Here is a 16,092-nt window from a genome sequence, read left to right as displayed (position 1 = left end):
GTGAAGCACGGATGCTGGTCAATTATTATTGCAACAATAATGGCTGCTATTGCTTATATCTGTGTTAAATCTCACAGAAAAATATTCGCCATACATACCAAATACATAATTATCTAATTGAGATCACAAGGAAATATAAGTTATTTCCTAAACTGCCCAATCGAGTGCAACATCAATTGAAACCATATTGTTACCAATATATAACAACATAACAATATATAAGTGAGTGTTGATGCAGGTCTAGACACTCAACAAGATGACGGATGCATCAATATGGCAGAAACAACACCAATCGAAACGGTATCGACAGAGAACGTAGCACAATCAGCACGTTTGACAGAAAAAGCAGATACCCGGCAGAGAATCCGCGCCATTGTTGGTGCCTCCTCCGGTAATTTGGTTGAATGGTTCGACTTTTATATTTATTCATTTTGCGCTCTCTACTTTGCCCCGCTTTTTTTCCCCAGCGATAATCCAACGACACAATTAGTGCAGACGGCGGGTGTTTTTGCCGCAGGGTTTTTAATGAGACCGATAGGCGGTTGGCTATTTGGTTATATCGCCGATAAACATGGTCGTAAACTCTCCATGCTTATCTCCGTTTATATGATGTGTGCGGGTTCGTTAATGATTGCCTGCCTGCCAACCTATGCTTCCATCGGCAGTCTGGCCCCTATTTTGCTATTGGTTGCTCGCTTATTCCAAGGGTTATCCGTTGGCGGGGAATATGGCACCAGTGCAACTTATATGAGTGAAGTGGCAGTAAAAGGGCGCAAAGGTTTTTATGCCTCTTTCCAATATGTCACATTAATTGGTGGTCAATTACTGGCATTACTTGTGCTGGTTCTATTACAGCAAACCCTGTCATCAGAAGTGCTGCACAGCTGGGGTTGGCGTATTCCATTTGTTCTTGGGGCATTATTGGCGGTAGTTGCTCTCTATTTGCGCCGTTCACTGAATGAAACCTCAGATGAAAAGAGCCGAAATAAGAAAGATGCCGGTAGCTTGAGAGGACTGTGGAAGAATCGACGTGCATTTATTATGGTGTTGGGCTTCACTGCGGGTGGTTCGCTCTCTTTCTATACTTACACCACTTATATGCAAAAATATTTGGTCAATACTGCCGGAATGGATGTGAAAACCGCCAGCTTAGTGATGACTGCTGCGTTATTTATTTTTATGCTTATTCAGCCATTATTTGGTGCGTTATCTGACCGTATTAGCCGCCGAACATCGATGCTGACCTTTGGTCTGTTATCAATGTTGCTGACAGTGCCTATTTTACATGCGTTAAAAGGGGTCACTAGCCCTTATATCGCCTTTACGCTGATTGTCACCGCTCTGATTATTCTTAGCTTCTATACCTCAATTGGTGGCTTGCTGAAAGCTGAGATGTTCCCACCAGAAGTCAGAGCTCTGGGGGTGGGCTTATCTTATGCGGTTGCGAATGCCATGTTTGGCGGTAGTGCTGAATATGTGGCGCTGTCTCTCAAGTCGTTTGATCTGGAAAATAGCTTCTTTTGGTATGTCTCGGCCATGTGTTTCCTCACCTTCCTAGTCTCCTGGCGGTTGCACCGTAAAGGGCAAGAGGTTGAGTTATAGCGCTGCGGATAAGTCAGCACTGAAATGACTGTGGTGTGGTTTCAGTGCTGGGTCGTTAAATAATTCTATGCCTGGCACTGGGGGGCGTAGATCTTACCAGTCCAGCGGGAAAAATGACCATGCAGGTGATTTCTGCCGTAGCGGAATTTGAGCGAGATCTGCTGCTTGAGCGCACACACTCTGGTATCGCCCGGGCGAAGGCATCAGGAAAGCGCTTTGGACGCCCCTCTGCGCTGAATGATGAACAGAAACAATCCGCCCTGGCACGTCTCAGTGCGGGGAGCAGCGTGAGCGCCGTTGCCCGAGAATTCAATACCACCCGACAGACTATTCTCAGGGTAAAGGCTGCCAGCTTAATGGGTTAAAATGCCACGTTTGACAGAATATTGCTTTTGTTTGCCCTGCGGCAACGACGATAAAATGCCGTTTGGGTTATGATGGACGTTATTTATCCATTTAACGTGCAAGGAATTCGCATGGAAATCATAGGTGACAATACCAGTTTCACCAGCCTTAGGCCCAAAGGTAAGGTCGTTTACTGTCGTGGAGAACCCCATAAATACTGGCTTGAACTCCAGTTTGTGGATGAGAACAACAACCCGGTCTCCGGGCTGAGCGTGCGGCTGGAGTACCGTCCACTGGCCTCGGCGGCGGACGTTGCCCTGTGTCGCCAGCGTGGCTATGACTACAATCCTGCGCCGCCGCCCAATCCGCCCGCTGGTGTGACCGACAGTCAGGGACTGGTGCGGTTCGACGACCTGTACTGGGCCACGGTTGACGTGAAAGCTGACGCCCAGCCGCTGGCTGACGAAATGGAACAGCGTCCGCTAGGTATCAGCCGCAACCCGAACAGCCAGCCGGTGAGTCATAATCACTTCCGGCCTGAGAGCCGCGACCCTAAATGGCGTTCAAACGTGCAGATCAGCGCGGAGCAGCACGGTCATGTACATCACTATGTGACCATCGGCGAACTCTGCGACCGGGTGCCGGAGATTGAGCACTGGAAAGATAAAACGCCGCCCCGGTTTCATTTTCCGCCGGAAAAGTCGCTGAAAGGCACGGAAATAGCGCGAGAGACGCTGGAGAAGCGGCACGTTATCGAGATCTGCCCGTTCCGGGCGTGGTCGCTGGTGCTGCACGACACGAAAGACTATTCGCTGGCGAACGGCTACAACCTCGGCATGATGGCGGACATGGCCTATGCAACGGGTGGCGATACGGTCATTAAACAGTTCTTTTTTGAGCAGTGTCTGGATCTGTCGCGCACGCCTGAATATCTCGATTTTCCGTCATTTGCTCACGCGCTGGTAGCGGACGTGCCGTTCAGCCAGCGATATACCGCTGCTGAATTTCTGGACTCCAGTCAGCTCAGGGATAAGGCGGTTGATCGTCCGCTGCTCGACAGCACGCAGTTTTTTTACGTGGAAAACGCGGAGCAGGTGATGGTGTCGTGGCGCGGAACGCAGGAGGTCCCCGACTGGCTCACCGATGCCTCCTTCTCGCCGCAGCCCTGCCCCCCCGAGCTGGCAAAAGCCGGGCGTATTCACGGCGGTTTTCTGAATGCGTATCAGCTTGCTAAAGAGCGGTTTGGAGATAAGTTTACTCAAATAAAAAACGCCTTAGCTAAAGCTAATGGGGCCAAAAAACTGTTTATTTGCGGCCACAGTCTGGGTGGGGCGCTGGGGCTGACCTATGCGGCGGAGATGAAGGAGATTGAACCGATCCTTTACACCTACGGCATGCCGCGTACCTTCACCGCGGACGCGGTGGGCCGCCTGTATCAGGTGACCCACTACCGGCACGTCAATGACAGCGACACCATCACCAGCGTGCCGTTTGATGCCAATCTGGACAACTGGCTGTACGGTAAGTTTGGCCCTCTCGGTACCACGCTGGGTTTTTTCTGGACGCTGGCGGCCGAGATGCCGGCACAGATGGCCGGGGCGTATGTCGGGGAGCACTACTGGCACCACGGCAAACCGGTGGTGTTCTTCCGCACCACCCAGACCGGTTCATACGAAGAGTGCAAGGTGATGATGAACCCGACCACCTGCCGTCGCCTCAGCTACAGCCAGCAGTACAAGGTGAAGTTGTTCCTCGTTCCTTCGCTGGGCGAGACGGAAAACGAGGAGGCGAAAGAGGCGCAGGAGGCGTTTATTCGGGAGTTTCCGCTGACGGATATCCAGACGGTTTTCCCGCGTAACACCAACCCGACGTTTGACCATCTGACCAATCCCGGACGGCATTCGATGCCGAAAGAATATCTGCCGTTCCTGAATAATCAGCTTCTGGAGTCGGCGTGGCCGGAGTTGAAATTGAGCCGCAAAACGTCCCGGGAAAATTTCCGGCAGCAGATGGAAAAATACGGAAAAAACTCCCCGGCGGAAGAACTGAAACGTAACCGGATGTTCCTTTCCCTACAGGATATGCTGGATAGCACGCTGGCCGTGACCCGGAAACTGCCGGGCGGGGATAACGCGCTTATTCGTTTTAAATCAGTTGCGGGGGAAGAAATTGAACTGTCTAACTAAAACACTCACGGCACTGTTTCCGGTCATTACGCTGTTGCCCCTGAGTGGCTGCGCCAGCCGCCTGGACTATACGCTGAACCCTCCGGTTAGTAGCGATTGGGTGACTGTGATCGTAAAGTTACCGCCTGAAACGGAGGCGCTGCCGCTGGATGTCTTGTACCGCTCAGAGACGTGTCGGAAAGAGGTCTATGACAACACGACTGAGTCGCATGTGACTACGGTCAGGGGCGTCAACCCACAACTGGTTTCTCTCAGTCAGACGGACAGCAATGGCCGCCGGGAAGCGAAAATAGCCATGAATGGCGGCGGTAAATGTGACTGGAAACTCAGCGGTGTCAGGGTTGGGATACAGTTATCCAAAACATCTGCTTTGGCTAACGGAAAAGACGTCACGGCTGCAAACTATGTATTTGATTTTGATGATGATGGATACCGGAATGCTTTTGGTGAAGGAGAGCCAAAAAAAGTAAATGGCGACCTACAGTTTGAGACTAAATTTTATCCCATGATCGTTATCAATAATATGTTTCATGAGGTATATGCTCAGTTGTTTGCTGGTGATCCGGGATATGAAAAATGGAGTCGGTATTACAGACTTTATGGTACAAGACATATAAGTATCGAGCCAATTTTATATTCTCAAAAAGTTGTTAATCTTGAAAGCCCTAAGAGCCGGAAGGATAGTCCAGGGATGACAGTATTATATCCTGATGGGACAACTGAAAAGGTCGATGATATTTATCCGAACTACGACAAACTGCTTCGGATGAAATAGCACTAGTTTATCGTTAAAAAAAAGGATCTTCTTGAGATCCTTTTTTTACGCCTTAAACCCTCGAAACAGCCCGCTTTGTAAAGTGTCGTATTTTGCAGCTTCGTTCCCACTGGGCCAGCTTGCAATGCAGACAGTAGCGGCAATGGTACTTGAGCTGATTTAATCTCATCACCGCTAGGCAAATTAAACTGGGTTTCTATACGATAAGTTTGCGAATAGTTATTATTATGCTTCTCTATATTGTTATCCGTTAAATAAAGCAGTAACACTAAAAATGATGAAACCATTCCCAATGCAGTTATTGCTATCGCTAATATACTCGATATCGGGTTGAGTTTGATATCATTTAAGAGTTCACTGGTCATCATGTGGAGGTATCTCGCTTTATTTATCTGTTTTTATAATTATTAATTACTGACATAACCACTGCCGCTAATTATTTAATAAATAAAAAAAGCCCCAATAGGGGCTTAAGGTATTTAGGGTCACTCATTCGGTTATTTACACCTGTTACGGATGTAAATACTCAGCATGGAAACGCAGGTGATCTTCAATAAATGTCGCTATGGTAAAATAGCTATGGTCATAACCTGGCTGAATACGTATAGCCAACGGCCAATCACGCTGGCGCGCCAATTCGGCCAGTTTTGCTGGTTGTAACTGCTCAGCAAGGAACTGATCGCCATCGCCTTGATCGACTAACATCGGCAGCGGAACCTTTGCATGAGTCAGTAAATGGCAGCTATCGTATTGCAGCCACTGGCTTTCATCAGCACCTAGATAGGCAGTAAAGGCTTTACGCCCCCAAGGTACCTGACACGGATTCACTATCGGCGCAAAAGCAGAGGCTGACTGATATTGCTGCGGGTTGCGCAGCGCTAACATCAACGCCCCGTGACCGCCCATTGAGTGACCACTGATCGACTGACGTTCACTGACACTAAAATGCTGGCGGATCAGTGCTGGCAACTCCTGGCTGATATAGTCGTACATCCGAAAATGTGTCGACCAAGGGGCTTGCGTTGCATTCAGATAAAACCCAGCCCCCTGACCCAAGTCATAGCCATCATCATTAGGCACACCTTCGCCACGTGGGCTGGTGTCTGGCATCACCAGTACCAATCCCAGTTCGGCGGCAACTCGCTGTGCGCCCGCTTTCAGCGTGAAGTTTTCATCATTACAGGTCAGCCCCGACAACCAGTAGAGCACCGGCGGTGGGTTATCATCCCGTGGTGGTGGCAGATAGATGCTGAAAGTCATATTGCAATTCAGGCTGCTGGCGGCATGGCGATAGCGTTGCTGCCATCCACCAAACATCCGGTGCTCTTCGAGAAGTTCAAGTGACGTATTCATGCGTTGTCTGCCTCCTTGCTCTATTTGTTTTGCAGAGAATGGTTTTGTGCCGATTGATCAAAATGAATTACGGTACGAATGGATTTACCTTCATGCATCAAGTCAAAAGCTTCGTTGATCTGATCCAAGCCCATAGTATGGGTAATGAAATCACTCAGGGCGAACTTACCATCCAGATATTGCTGCACAATGCCCGGCAATTCTGAGCGGCCTTTGACACCACCAAATGCAGAGCCACGCCATACACGGCCTGTTACCAGTTGGAATGGGCGCGTTGAGATCTCTTCACCGGCACCGGCGACGCCAATAATCACAGACTCGCCCCAGCCTTTATGGCAGCACTCTAGCGCTGAACGCATTACATTGACGTTGCCAATGCATTCAAATGAGAAATCGACGCCGCCGTCGGTCAGCTCGACAATCACGTCCTGGATAGGTTTATCATAATCTTTCGGGTTGATCAGGTCAGTCGCGCCCAGTTTGCGGGCCAGCTCGAATTTACTGGTATTGAGGTCGATGCCGATAATACGGCTAGCACCCGCCATTTGTGCACCAATCACGGCGGATAGACCAATGCCACCCAAACCGAAGATAGCCACGGTATCGCCCGGTTTCACTTTGGCGGTATTCATCACCGCACCCATGCCGGTGGTGACGCCACAACCCAATAAGCAAACTTCTTCTAATGGCGCTTCTTTATTGATTTTTGCCAGTGATATTTCTGGCACAACGGTCAACTCAGAAAACGTTGAGGTGCCCATATAATGGAAGATTGGTTGACCATTTTTAGAGAAGCGGGTGGTGCCATCCGGCATCAAGCCCTTGCCCTGTGTGCTGCGGATCGCTTGGCACAAGTTGGTTTTACCGGAGCGACAGAATTTACATTCGCCACATTCAGGTGTGTACAGCGGGATCACGTGGTCGCCTACGGCAACACTGGTCACACCTTCACCCACCGCTTCGACAATCCCGCCGCCTTCATGACCCAGAATCACCGGGAATATCCCTTCAGGATCTTTGCCCGAAAGGGTATAGGCGTCAGTGTGGCAAACCCCACTGGCGACAATCCGGACAAGCACTTCGCCTTTTTGTGGTGGCATCAAATCAACTTCTTCAACGGACAGCGGCTGGTTTGGCCCCCATGCGACTGCCGCGCGGGTTTTAATCATCTCCATGGTGTTGCTCCTATAGCTTCTTTGTGATGTGTGTTATATAAATATATTCTTTATGTATCATACATGTTGCGCATGTTCTTTCGAGAAAATTGCAACCTACTCTTGTATAGATTATGACCGGAAACGGCTGTTTTGCTTGCTCATCAATGCGTTTCAATCTGCTCGATGATCAGCTCTTTCAGTGCGCGGACATTGGGGCTAAAGGCGTCTTTACGCCAAATAAGCCAGGTGGCTGTGTCGGCAATATCCGCAGGTAATTGATGGACTTGCACCCGTTCATGGCCCGGTAACAGTGCCAATACCGCGTATGGGATCAGCGCCAGCCCGGCACCACTGGCTACGCAGGCTAACATGGCGTGATAGGACTGAATTTCCATAATATGCCCCGGCAGGACACCCGCCTGACGAAACCAACTCTCCAGCCGCAGCCGGTAAGAACAGCTGGGGCGAAAGGCGAACAGGGTCTCATCCACGGCATCACGGGCTTGCAGAATCGGTGGGTGGTCGAGACAGGAAATAATCACCAGTTGCTCCTCGAAGGAGCGACAGCCGTGCAGTTCATCGTGCTGAACAGGGCCATCGACCAGTGCTGTCGCCAGTGTTCCGGCACGGACTTGCTCAATGATCTCACCGGAAGTCCCAGTGGTCAGCGACAAAGAGACCTTGGGATAGCGTTGGTGATAAGCCGCCAGCAGGTTGGGCAGGCGGGTGGCCGCTGTGCTCTCCATTGAGCCGAGCGGGAAGTTACCTGCCGGCTCGCCAGCATGGGTAATGCGCATCGCCTCTTCGCTCAATGCCAGGATTCGGTTGGCGTAGCAGAGAAAATTATGTCCCATGGGGGACAACCGCAGGCGCTGCTTTTCGCGGATAAACAGGTCTGCGCCCAGCTCAATTTCAAGCTGGCGCAAGCGTGTCGTTAAATTTGAAGGGACGCGGTGCATCTGCTCCGCTGCTCGGGCAACGGAACCGGTTTCCGCCACGCAACAAAACATGCGTAGCTGGGTCAGATCCATAATTGTTCTCTTTTTGTGATGAACTTAGTGAGTATTATTCATTTTTTGTGATTCTAATGCTCAGGCATGATATTGGCAACTTTCTTTTAACCGACTGGCAGATCAATCCGCTGGTAGAGTCATGAATGGGTGGGGTGGATGGCATTAAGAATCGCAATAAGTGGTTTTCTGGCATTAGTTGTCGCCATGGGGATCGGGCGCTTTGCTTTTACGCCACAAGTGCCACTGATGATTGCAGAACATCAATTCACCTTGACCGGCGCGGGGTTAGTTGCGGCCTTTAATTATCTGGGCTATCTGTTTGGGGCCTTTGATGCTATGCGGGCAAGTCGCCATGTCGAGCGCCGCCTATGGTTGGGGCTGTGGGGGGCGGTAACGCTCACGCTGTTGTCGGCGGTGGTGGATGGGGCGTGGTGGCATGGGGTGGTACGTTTTGCCATTGGCTGGGCCAGTGGTTGGTCGATGGTACTGATTGCGGCCTGGACCAATGAACGTCTGGCGCATTTTGGTCGCCCCGCGCTTAGCGCCGCCGTATTTGCTGGACCGGGGGCCGGTATATTTATCAGCGGTATGCTTGCTGTAGTGATCCATAGTTATGAGTTATCAGCAGCGCAAGCCTGGACAGTATACGGCGCATTGGCGCTGATGATTATTGCCGCTATAAGCATCAATCTGCCGCGCAGTGGGGAGCTGCATCGCCCCCATATTGCCGCCATTCCTCTGACCTTAACTCCGGCGCTAAAACGTCTGGTATGGAGCTACAGTTTGGCGGGATTTGGCTATATTTTGCCCGCGACTTTCCTCTCACAAATGGCTACCGCGCGTTTTCCTGACAGCCTGTTTGCTCAATTTGTCTGGCCAGCTTTCGGTGGGGCGGCGGTCATCGGGATTACCATTGGTATCTTGACTCGCCACTGCTTGACCTCACAAACACGGCTGGCGTTAACATTATGGGTTCAGGCGTTGGGCGTGCTCTGTGCCGAGTTAGTCCCAGGAGTCACTGGGTTGGTATTAGGTGCGCTCTTAACCGGTGGCGGCTTCCTCAGCGTGGTTCAGCTTTCATTACAGCATGGCCGTGAATTGGCACCAGAACACACCCGTTACATGGCGGGGCTGCTGACCACGGGTTATGCCGTCGGGCAACTGGTTGGCCCGATTCTATCGGCGATCTCTACCGCATTAACTCATCGGCTGGAACCGGCGCTGTATGTGGCAGTCGTCGCGCTGATTATTGCCGGTGCGCTGGCCATTAAAACGCCCGCCCGCGCCCGCGAAGCTGTGGTGGGGTAATTTGCTGCGCAGGTACAAGCAGGGACCGCGTGCCTATCATGATAGAAACAACCATTGGATATGAATAACAATCACTGGATAATCATTTTGCTCTCAACTACAGTGTTGAGCAAAATCCGGGTGTGATCTGCATCATGTTTATCTTGTCCGGACGCGTAGCCTGTTGGAGAAAAGAATGTCATCGCTAAGTAAAGAAGCTGAGCTGGTTCATGAAGCACTGCTGGCTCGTGGCCTCGAAACCCCATTGCGCAAGCAAGAGTTAGATGCCGAAACGCGCAAGACCTTGATTCAAGAGCATATGACGCAAGTCATGCAATTATTGAATCTTGATTTAACTGACGACAGCTTGGCCGATACGCCAAGACGTATTGCCAAAATGTATGTTGATGAGATTTTCTCCGGACTGGATTACGAAAATTTCCCCAAAATTACCTTGATTGAAAATAAAATGAAGGTCGATGAGATGGTCACGGTGCGGGATATCACCCTCACCAGCACCTGCGAGCATCATTTTGTGACGATCGATGGTAAAGCCACGGTGGCGTATATTCCTAAAGACAGCGTGATTGGGTTGTCCAAAATCAACCGTATCGTGCAGTTCTTCGCCCAGCGCCCGCAAGTGCAGGAGCGATTGACGCAGCAAATTCTGCTGGCGTTACAGACGCTGTTGGGTACAAATAATGTCGCTGTTTCGATTGATGCGGTGCATTATTGCGTTAAAGCACGCGGCATCCGTGATGCCACCAGTGCCACGACCACCACATCATTAGGCGGATTATTCAAATCCAGCCAGAACACCCGTCAGGAATTCCTGCGCGCTGTTCGTCATAATAGCTAACACTACAACGGCTAATTAGCCTTTTGCCAGAGAGGGCACCAATGGGTGCCCGTACACAGGATGTCGGGTATGCGTCAACGCATCGCAACGTTAGACAGTGCGCGAGGGCTGGCCGTTCTTGGCATTCTGCTGCTCAATATCAGCGCCTTTGGCCTGCCAAAGGCCGCTTATCTCAATCCCGCCTATCTCGGCCTTCCCTCAGTATCTGATAGCTGGACATGGGCCATTCTCGATATTGTGGCGCAGGCGAAGTTTCTGTCCATCTTTGCCATTTTGTTTGGCGCAGGCCTCGAACTGCTGCTGAAGCGGGGCAAAGGCTGGATACGGGCGCGCCTCTCCTTGCTGCTACTCTTGGGATTGATTCACGGTATCTTCTTCTGGGATGGAGACATTCTATTTGCTTATGGTTTGATTGGTCTGGTGTGTTGGCGAATGATCCGTGATGCCAAAGATGCCGCCAGTTTACTGCGTACTGGTGCGGTGCTTTACCTGCTCGGGGTCGCGGTATTATTGTTGCTGGGGTTTGTCACCAGCGGCGAACCGGGCCGCTTTTGGCAACCGGGGCCAGCAGACCTGCAATATGAGCAATTCTGGAAGCTGCAAGGTGGGATGGAAGCCTGGAAGAACCGGCTGGATCTATTGTCATCCAATTTGATCGCCATCGGCGCGCAATATGGCTGGGAGCTGGCAGGCTCCATGCTATTGGGGGCGGGATTAATGCGTTCCGGCTGGCTGCGTGGTGAATTCAGCGTGCACCACTACCGGCTGATTGCGGCATGTCTGATACCGCTTTCATTGCTCATCCAGATACCGGGTGTGGCGCTGCAATGGGCAGTCGGCTGGGATTACCGCTGGACGGGCTTTTTGCTACAAGTCCCTCGTGAGTTAGGTGCACCATTACAGGCTGTGGGGTATCTGGCGTTACTCTATGGCTTCTGGCCGACATTAGCCGGCTGGCGGGTTAGCCATTGGCTGTCACAGGTGGGCCGAATGGCGTTGAGCAATTATTTGCTGCAAACATTGATATGCTCGCTGCTCTTCTATCACTTTGGCTTATACCAGCAACTTGACCGCTTGCAACTGCTGGCGGTGGTGCCGCTGGTTTGGCTGTGCAATATTCTCTTCTCTCTGTTTTGGCTACGTTATTTTTCCCAAGGGCCGGTCGAATGGCTATGGCGAAAATTGACTGCGTATGCCTGCGGTCAATCGTTACAACCTCGCAACACTAAGCCCTGAATACGTCCACAATATAAAAATGATTGAGCGGTTACAAATTTGTATGTAAACGTTTTCTTTCTTGTGACGCATTTCACGTGGCAAATTCAACAAACTGGGTAGGATAGGCCACCTGCCATGCCCAGTTGATATCAACGCGCGCATGGTGACTTATTTATAGGATAAGGTCATGGCCGCTCTGCATTCACCTGGCTACAGTATTACTATTCGCGATGTGGCCTCACGGGCTGGCGTTTCGCTGGCGACGGTATCCCGAGTTCTCAATAATAGCGCCGCTATCCGGCCAGAAACCCGTGCCGCCGTGCTGAAAGCGGTGTCTGAACTGGGCTACCGCCCGAATGCCAATGCACAGGCGCTGGCGACACAAAGCAGCGACACAGTTGGCGTGGTGGTTATGGATGTCTCAGATCCCTTTTTTGGCGCATTGGTGAAAGCGGTAGACACCGTGGCTCAGCACCACCAAAAATACGTGCTGATCGGCAATAGCTACCACCAAGCCGACAAAGAACGCCATGCCATTGAGGTACTGCTCCGTCAGCGATGTAATTCGTTGGTGGTGCACGCTAAGGCATTGAGTGACGGCGAGTTAATCGGATTTTTAGCGCAAGTTCCCGGTATGATTCTGATTAATCGAATTATTCCTGGATTTGAGCATCGCTGTGTAGGATTAGACAATGTTAGCGGTGCGCAAATGGCGTGTCGGTTGCTGCTCAAGCAGGGCCATCAACGCATTGGTTTCATCGGTTCAAATCACCCCATTGATGATGCCATGCAGCGCCAGACCGGCTACCTGAATGCTCTTGAGGCTGCTGGTATCACTGCTCTCGACAGTTGGCGCGCCTATGGCACGCCAGACCTGGCCGGGGGAGAGCGCGCCATGATTGACCTGCTGGGGCGCAATTTGCAGCTCAGTGCGGTGTTCGCCTATAACGACTCAATGGCGGCTGGCGCATTGGCGGCGCTGAAAGAAAACGGTATCAGCGTCCCAGAGCAGTTCTCGCTGGTGGGCTTTGATGATATCCCCATTGCGCGCTATACCAGCCCAAAACTCAGCACCATCCGCTATCCGATTGTTTCTATGGCAACTTTAGCCACAGAGCTGGCCCTTGAAGGTGCAAACCATCCGTTAGATCCACAGGCAACCTACTGTTTTACACCGACACTGGTGCCACGGCATTCTGTCGCAATTTGTGGGGTCGCTCACTAGTTAGATATTTATTCTTGTGTAACCGTTTTCAATCTGTGAGAAAATTCACAGATTCTTAACAACGAGCCGTCTATGCTCTAGCTGTTTTCTACCTGAATGTATCAATATGTCATCGGTTACCGGATCAAAAAACAGACGGTAGCGGGTTTTGAGAATAGCGATTTACAGACAGTGTTCCGCAAACAACCTGTGTGTAAATGACATGGTTTATGACGACTCAGGCNGCTTTTTCGGAGTGGAGTGCGCTCAAGGACGATAAGTATTCAGTGTCAGCCGCTTTACGACAGTTTTTCTTTCGTTTGGCGATGGTGTTATCACCCTGTACTACCCTACATAAACCCGGAGATACAAATGAATAAGAAGGTTTTCACATTAGCAACCCTGGCTGCCAGCATGTTGTTTGGCGCGGCTGCTCAAGCTGATACCCGTATTGGTGTCACCATCTATAAATATGATGACAACTTTATGTCCGTGGTGCGTAAAGCTATCGAGAAAGATGCCAAAGCATCTCCTGACGTTACCTTACTGATGAATGACTCCCAGAATGACCAGTCCAAGCAAAACGATCAAATCGACGTGTTGCTGGCTAAGGGTGTAAAAGCGCTGGCAATCAACTTGGTTGACCCCGCCGCAGCGCCAGTGGTTATCGATAAAGCCCGCGCAAACGATGTACCGATTGTGTTTTATAACAAAGAACCTTCACGTAAAGCCTTGGATAGCTATGACAAAGCTTACTATGTGGGTACTGACTCTAAAGAGTCCGGTGTTATTCAGGGTGAGCTGATTGCAAAACACTGGGCAGCCAATCCAGCATGGGATCTGAACAAAGACGGCAAAATTCAATTTGTGTTGCTGAAAGGCGAACCGGGTCACCCAGATGCTGAAGCGCGTACCACTTATGTGATTAAGACATTGAATGAAAAAGGCATTCCAACGCAACAATTGCAGTTAGATACCGCCATGTGGGATACCGCACAGGCTAAAGATAAGATGGATGCGTGGTTATCTGGCCCTAACGCCAACAAAATCGAAGTGGTTATTGCCAACAACGATGCGATGGCAATGGGCGCAGTAGAAGCACTGAAAGCACATAACAAAACCAGCGTTCCAGTGTTCGGTGTTGATGCCTTACCAGAAGCGTTAGCCATGGTGAAATCAGGTCAAATGGCCGGTACTGTGTTGAACGATGCCAACAATCAGGCGAAAGCAACATTCGATCTGGCTAAAAACTTGGCTGCCGGCAAACCTGCTGCTGAAGGCACTACCTGGAAGATCGACAACAAAATCGTACGTATACCGTATGTAGGCGTTGATAAAGATAACTTGGCTGAATTTACTAAATAACAGTCGAAACACGTTTTACACCCAAGTATGAAGGGTAGAAAGTAATTAACCTTCTGGCCCCGGCACCGAGAATTCGGTACACGGAGCCTGGCGCCGGGGCTGAAGGTTTTCTGTTGCATTGATCCTTATTTTAGAGTGCGCGCTTATTGGTGGGTGGGCTATATATCCAGCAAGTAGGTGGCGGTTCTTAGCCAGGTATAACTATGGCCGATATTAATACAGCACAACCTCGCGAGTGGTTGCTGGAAATGAGCAATATCAATAAATCATTTCCAGGTGTAAAGGCGTTAGATAACGTAAATCTTAAAGTGCGGCCAAATTCGATCCATGCATTAATGGGTGAAAATGGTGCGGGTAAGTCGACGTTATTAAAATGTCTGTTTGGTATCTATAAAAAAGACTCCGGAAGTATTATTTTCCAGGGGCAAGAAATAGAGTTTAAAAGCTCAAAAGAAGCATTAGAGCATGGTGTCTCTATGGTGCATCAGGAATTAAACCTGGTGTTACAGCGCACCGTGATGGACAACATGTGGCTGGGTCGCTACCCAACCAAAGGTTTCTTTGTCGATCAAGAAAAGATGTACAAAGATACCAAAGCCATCTTCGATGAATTGGATATTGATATTGATCCTCGCGATAAAGTCGCCACATTATCAGTATCTCAAATGCAAATGATCGAGATCGCCAAGGCATTCTCTTACAATGCCAAAATCGTCATTATGGATGAACCAACTTCTTCATTAACAGAGAAAGAAGTGAATCATCTCTTTACGATTATCCGTAAATTAAAAGAGCGTGGCTGTGGAATTGTTTATATCTCCCATAAGATGGAAGAGATATTCCAGCTATGCGACGAAATCACGATATTGCGTGATGGTCAGTGGATTACCACCCAGCCGCTGGAAGGGCTGACCATGGATCAGATTATCTCCATGATGGTGGGGCGCTCACTGAGCCAGCGCTTCCCTGATCGCCTGAATACGCCTGGTGAAGTCATTCTGGAAGTGAAGAATCTGACCTCACTGCGCCAACCCTCTATCCGTGATATCTCCTTTGATCTGCATAAAGGTGAGATCTTGGGTATTGCCGGCCTGGTGGGTGCGAAACGCACTGATATCGTTGAAACCTTATTTGGTATCCGCGAAAAAGTGGCCGGAACCATTAAATTGCATGGCAAAAGTATTAATAACCACAGTGCTAATGAAGCCATTAATCATGGATTTGCACTGGTGACTGAAGAGCGCCGTTCAACCGGGATTTACGCTTATCTTGATGTTGGTTTTAATTCCCTAATCTCTAATATTCGTAACTATAAAAATAAATTTGGGCTGCTGGATAATACACGCATGAAGAGTGATACCCAATGGGTTATTGATGCGATGCGAGTAAAAACACCCGGTCACCGTACCAGTATTGGTTCATTATCGGGTGGTAATCAGCAGAAAGTAATTATTGGCCGTTGGCTACTGACTCAACCAGAAATATTAATGTTGGATGAGCCGACTCGGGGGATTGATGTCGGTGCGAAGTTTGAAATCTATCAGTTAATGACTGAACTAGCGAAGAAAAACAAAGGGATTATTATTATTTCCTCTGAAATGCCTGAGCTATTAGGGATCACTGACAGAATTTTGGTAATGAGTAATGGTCAGGTTGCGGGAATTGTTGAAACCAAACAAACCACGCAAAATGAAATATTACGTCTTGCATCCTTGCATCTCTAATCTA

At 49.8% G+C, this 16,092-nt stretch carries 12 protein-coding genes and 2 pseudogenes; 10 read left to right on the top strand and 4 right to left on the bottom strand.

The window, feature by feature from the left end; all coding sequences use genetic code 11:
* Positions 1–273: 273 nt before the first annotated feature.
* From ACZ76_RS02165 to ACZ76_RS19485, 4 genes and pseudogenes are all read left to right on the top strand, one after another.
* Positions 274–1,602 (top strand): MFS family transporter, encoded by a 1,329-nt coding sequence (locus tag ACZ76_RS02165; protein ID WP_048616381.1) that lies wholly within the window; start codon positions 274–276, stop codon positions 1,600–1,602.
* 68 nt (positions 1,603–1,670) lie between these two features.
* Positions 1,671–1,967 (top strand): annotated as a pseudogene (locus ACZ76_RS02160) (helix-turn-helix domain-containing protein); the annotation flags it as partial.
* A gap of 111 nt (positions 1,968–2,078) precedes the next feature.
* Entirely contained in the window at positions 2,079–4,133 is a 2,055-nt protein-coding gene (locus ACZ76_RS02155) for a lipase family protein (RefSeq protein WP_048616379.1), read from the top strand.
* On the top strand, positions 4,117–4,908 hold the full coding sequence (locus ACZ76_RS19485) for a hypothetical protein (RefSeq protein ID WP_048616377.1): 792 nt from the start codon (positions 4,117–4,119) through the stop codon (positions 4,906–4,908). The genes ACZ76_RS02155 and ACZ76_RS19485 overlap by 17 nt, the downstream gene beginning before the upstream one ends.
* Positions 4,909–5,027: 119 nt before the next feature.
* Here ACZ76_RS19485 and ACZ76_RS02145 read toward each other — a convergent pair.
* The 4 genes and pseudogenes from ACZ76_RS02145 to ptrR all read right to left on the bottom strand — a co-directional run.
* Positions 5,028–5,276 (bottom strand): annotated as a pseudogene (locus ACZ76_RS02145) (darobactin export ABC transporter permease subunit); the annotation flags it as partial.
* 142 nt (positions 5,277–5,418) lie between these two features.
* Positions 5,419–6,261: an S-formylglutathione hydrolase gene (gene fghA, locus ACZ76_RS02140; RefSeq protein WP_048616373.1), complete on the bottom strand. Its 843-nt coding sequence runs from the start codon at positions 6,259–6,261 to the stop codon at positions 5,419–5,421.
* Between the two features lie 20 nt (positions 6,262–6,281).
* Entirely contained in the window at positions 6,282–7,436 is a 1,155-nt protein-coding gene (locus ACZ76_RS02135; RefSeq protein ID WP_048616371.1) for an S-(hydroxymethyl)glutathione dehydrogenase/class III alcohol dehydrogenase, read from the bottom strand.
* A gap of 143 nt (positions 7,437–7,579) precedes the next feature.
* Positions 7,580–8,449, bottom strand: coding sequence for a putrescine utilization regulator PtrR (ptrR, locus tag ACZ76_RS02130; protein WP_048616368.1), 870 nt, complete (start codon positions 8,447–8,449; stop codon positions 7,580–7,582).
* Between the two features lie 138 nt (positions 8,450–8,587).
* On the opposite strand from ptrR, the gene ACZ76_RS02125 reads away from it, so the two are divergent.
* The 6 genes from ACZ76_RS02125 to mglA all read left to right on the top strand — a co-directional run bounded on the left by ACZ76_RS02125 (position 8,588) and on the right by mglA (position 16,088).
* On the top strand, positions 8,588–9,739 hold the full coding sequence (locus tag ACZ76_RS02125; RefSeq protein ID WP_048616366.1) for a YbfB/YjiJ family MFS transporter: 1,152 nt from the start codon (positions 8,588–8,590) through the stop codon (positions 9,737–9,739).
* A 175-nt stretch (positions 9,740–9,914) separates the two neighbouring features.
* Complete coding sequence (gene folE / locus ACZ76_RS02120) at positions 9,915–10,577, top strand: GTP cyclohydrolase I FolE (RefSeq protein ID WP_005273844.1); 663 nt, start codon at positions 9,915–9,917, stop codon at positions 10,575–10,577.
* Positions 10,578–10,646: 69 nt separating this feature from the next.
* Positions 10,647–11,813, top strand: coding sequence for a DUF418 domain-containing protein YeiB (gene yeiB, locus ACZ76_RS02115; RefSeq protein WP_048616364.1), 1,167 nt, complete (start codon positions 10,647–10,649; stop codon positions 11,811–11,813).
* A 169-nt stretch (positions 11,814–11,982) separates the two neighbouring features.
* The gene (galS, locus tag ACZ76_RS02110) at positions 11,983–13,020 is read left to right on the top strand and encodes an HTH-type transcriptional regulator GalS (protein ID WP_048616362.1); all 1,038 of its coding nucleotides are present in this window, start codon (positions 11,983–11,985) and stop codon (positions 13,018–13,020) included.
* A 351-nt stretch (positions 13,021–13,371) separates the two neighbouring features.
* The gene (gene mglB, locus ACZ76_RS02105; RefSeq protein WP_048616360.1) at positions 13,372–14,364 is read left to right on the top strand and encodes a galactose/glucose ABC transporter substrate-binding protein MglB; all 993 of its coding nucleotides are present in this window, start codon (positions 13,372–13,374) and stop codon (positions 14,362–14,364) included.
* Between the two features lie 203 nt (positions 14,365–14,567).
* On the top strand, positions 14,568–16,088 hold the full coding sequence (gene mglA / locus ACZ76_RS02100; RefSeq protein ID WP_048616358.1) for a galactose/methyl galactoside ABC transporter ATP-binding protein MglA: 1,521 nt from the start codon (positions 14,568–14,570) through the stop codon (positions 16,086–16,088).
* Positions 16,089–16,092 lie beyond the last annotated feature (4 nt).

Origin of the sequence: Yersinia aleksiciae (assembly GCF_001047675.1) — a bacterium.
In the GTDB taxonomy this organism is placed as follows: Bacteria; Pseudomonadota; Gammaproteobacteria; order Enterobacterales; family Enterobacteriaceae; genus Yersinia; species Yersinia aleksiciae.
This window is presented reverse-complemented; position numbering and strand designations above follow the sequence as displayed.